Origin of the sequence: Candidatus Kurthia intestinigallinarum, assembly GCF_003991225.1 — a bacterium.
GTDB classification, from domain to species: Bacteria; Bacillota; Bacilli; order Bacillales_A; family Planococcaceae; genus Kurthia; species Kurthia populi.
In genome coordinates this window covers 1-1,661 of record NZ_JTFC01000131.1, presented here as the reverse complement: position 1 = coordinate 1,661, position 1,661 = coordinate 1, and the positions used below count along the sequence as shown (strand labels likewise).

Sequence of the window (1,661 nt, the reverse complement as noted above, 5' to 3'; positions counted from 1 at the left end):
GGTCTTTTTTAGAAATTAAATTTAAAAAATCCCATACATCTTTTTCGTGAACAAATTTCCCACGTAATGAAAAGTTTGGCTCATTATTGTCATACGTTCTGAAGAATTCTCTGAAGTTAAAAGCTTTATCTTCAATATCAACATATTGATGATTGATGAATTCTTTATCAAGGTGATATGTAAAAATAGATAATTTAGGTAAGCTTGCGTATGGATTTGAATCACCAAAATTATTTTGATCCCACTCATACTTAGCTTGTTGTTCCATAACATAGTCCCACGTATAAATATCTGCTTCATCCTCGTAATCTTCAAAGAGATTAAATGGTGTCCCAGATAATTCAAGGGTAAAGGAGCGTTCAAGATTTTTATGTACGGCCTTAGCTAGAGGTGTTTTATTACCTTCGTGTGCTTCATCAACAATTACACAGTCCCATTTGGTTTCGAAGATTAAATCATTCTTTTCGTGATCACCGCCGACTTTGACAGAGCCTCGTAAATCTTGCATAGAGGCGAAATATACAAATGGATTTGCTCCATTTATTAAATTGGTAAAGGATTCGCCTTTATGGTTTGAGCCGAAGCGATAATCATTATTAAAAATTTTATGGAAGTCCTCAAACCAACCAGCGCTAACCACAGGACGATGCGTAATAATAATCGTTTTTTTGAATCCAGCTCGTTTTACAAGCTCTAAAGCACTAACTGTCTTACCGAAACGCATTTTGGCATTCCAAAGTTTTTTCGTTTTTCCTTTATCAATAGATGCTAATGTTTCAACAATTGCTTTTTCTTGTTCAGGTCGGAAAATAATTTGCTCCATATGGGTAGTTGCTTTAATTTGCCCAAGAGAAGATTCTCCTTTTTTTACAGCCTCAATTGCAGCGATAGCTGTATCTAGGTCAATTTCAAACCATTCTCGACCTTTAGTTGTTGAGGTTTGTTTAATACCTGAACGTTTTAAGACCGAATGAACGTCATAATCTCTAAATGCTTTTCCTTTATTCGTTACAGCTAAATCAAAATGCAATAAATTATATTCTATATCCGCTGTTTTAGTATATTGGTCAATACGTTGTTTTACAGCTGCTTTCATAGCCTCTTTATCGTAAGGATTCCCTTCAAAAACCGTGTCGCCGATTTTCAGTCGTCCTTTATGAGATGCATGTGGAATTGAAAAAATATAAATTACTTTAAAATTAAATGTTTGATAATAATCTTTAGTCACTTGATTCGCCATCCTTCACAATAGTTGCCTTAACTAAATCTAAAAATGGTACTTTTTCAAATATACGAATAGGTATTGCTTTCTTAATATATTTTTCTTCAACAAATAAGTCTTGTTCTCCTGTTAAATCGAACAAACTCAATTGCATAGGTTCCTCATTTAACAAGCTTTGCTCATAATGAAAACGATCTTGTTGCTCTTCAACGACATCTTTATAAATATATTCAACACGCTGAATTTGTTTATTACGATAATCAATTTCCCACTCAGAAATTCGGCCTAATTCGCCATATTGAATATTATTTTCGTTATCTCTTACTAACTCATGAGTATTAAAAAGAGGGACCAAAAAATTTATTGCGTTCATATTAATGATATTTATATTTAAAATGTGATCAATAATTTCTAAAAAGCTAGGGCTTGGTGTAATAGC

The 1,661-nt window shown here is 32.9% G+C and carries 1 protein-coding gene and 1 pseudogene; both read right to left on the bottom strand.

The genetic code is table 11. The features are described 5' to 3' along the window. On the bottom strand, positions 1–1,228 hold a 1,228-nt coding region (locus tag QI30_RS19165; RefSeq protein ID WP_233600642.1), incomplete at its 3' end, for a DEAD/DEAH box helicase. Beyond that, positions 1,221–1,661 (bottom strand): annotated as a pseudogene (locus tag QI30_RS20655) (hypothetical protein); the annotation flags it as partial. The pseudogene QI30_RS20655 and the gene QI30_RS19165, both read right to left, overlap by 8 nt.